General features: G+C 39.3%; 1 protein-coding gene. It reads left to right on the top strand.

Translation table 11 applies throughout. The annotated features are described in order from the left end of the window. The first annotated feature begins 101 nt into the window (after window positions 1-101). Window positions 102-1,142 (top strand): IS481 family transposase, encoded by a 1,041-nt coding sequence (locus tag DPG01_RS18340; protein ID WP_004642076.1) that lies wholly within the window; start codon window positions 102-104, stop codon window positions 1,140-1,142. The last annotated feature ends 55 nt before the right edge of the window (window positions 1,143-1,197 follow it).

Raw genomic sequence — 1,197 nt, 5'->3', positions numbered from 1 at the left:
TGTATTAGTTCAGACTTGATCGTACATTCTTCTTGAAAAAGAGAAAGTTACCCGTTTTGATAAAGGTGTCGAAATCTTAATCAAACAAAGGTAACTTTCTTATGTTGCATACTAACAATCAAATCATTAAACACAAAGTAGGTCTGCTCAATTTAGCTGAAGAGCTTCAGAATGTATCCAGAGCATGCAAAGTGATGGGTGTTTCAAGAGATACATTTTATCGCTATCAAGAGTTAGTGAAGTCTGGTGATATTGACGCACTGATCAATAAATCCCGTCGAGTACCAAATTTAAAAAACCGTGTAGATGATGCTACTGAACAGGCTGTTATTGATTTCGCAATTCAATATCCCGCATATGGTCAGCACCGTACTAGTAATGAATTACGCAAGAAGGGTGTATTCGTTTCAGGGAGTGGGGTTCGCTCTATATGGCTTCGTCATGATTTAGAAAACTTTAAGAAGCGTTTAAAAGCACTTGAGGCTAAAGTGGCACAGGATGGTATTGAATTAAATGATCAGCAGATTGCGGCACTTGAACGTAAGCATGAGGATGACGTTGCTTGTGGTGAAATCGAAACAGCTCATCCAGGCTATTTAGGCGCGCAAGACACCTTTTATGTCGGGAATCTCAAAGGTGTTGGACGAATCTACCAACAAACATTCATCGACACTTATAGTAAGGTCGTTCATTGCAAGCTCTATACAACAAAAACACCGATTACAGCGGCTGATTTACTCAATGATCGTGTGTTGCCATTCTATCAATCTCAGGACTTACCAATGCTTCGCATCCTCACAGACAGAGGTACTGAGTATTGCGGTAAGGTAGAACAACATGACTATGAGTTGTATCTGGCAGTTAATGATATTGATCACACGAAGACAAAAGCAGCTTCCCCGCAAACAAATGGTATATGTGAGCGTTTCCATAAGACGATTTTGCAGGAGTTCTATCAAATTACGTTTAGGAAGAAGCTTTATAGCTCATTGGAAGAATTACAAGTTGATCTAGACGATTGGCTGAAATTCTATAATACTGAACGGACTCATCAAGGAAAAATGTGCTGTGGTCGTACACCACTTGAAACTTTACTTGATGGAAAACGGATTTGGGCTGAGAAAAATTTAGCTCAAATTTAACCTGACAGGCACAATAAAAAATGGGTAACTGTCAGATCAGGTTTGAGCTAGTACA

It is taken from the genome of Acinetobacter sp. WCHAc060042, assembly GCF_003231195.1.
Classification (GTDB): Bacteria; Pseudomonadota; Gammaproteobacteria; order Pseudomonadales; family Moraxellaceae; genus Acinetobacter.
The sequence above is the reverse complement of the archived record's forward strand: the minus strand, read 5'-3'. Positions and strand labels throughout refer to the sequence as shown.

Excerpts from the sequence above, each read along its gene's own strand:
- DPG01_RS18340 (WP_004642076.1), top strand. The coding sequence starts at position 102 with ATGTTGCATACTAACAATCAAATCATTAAACACAAAGTAGGTCTGCTC.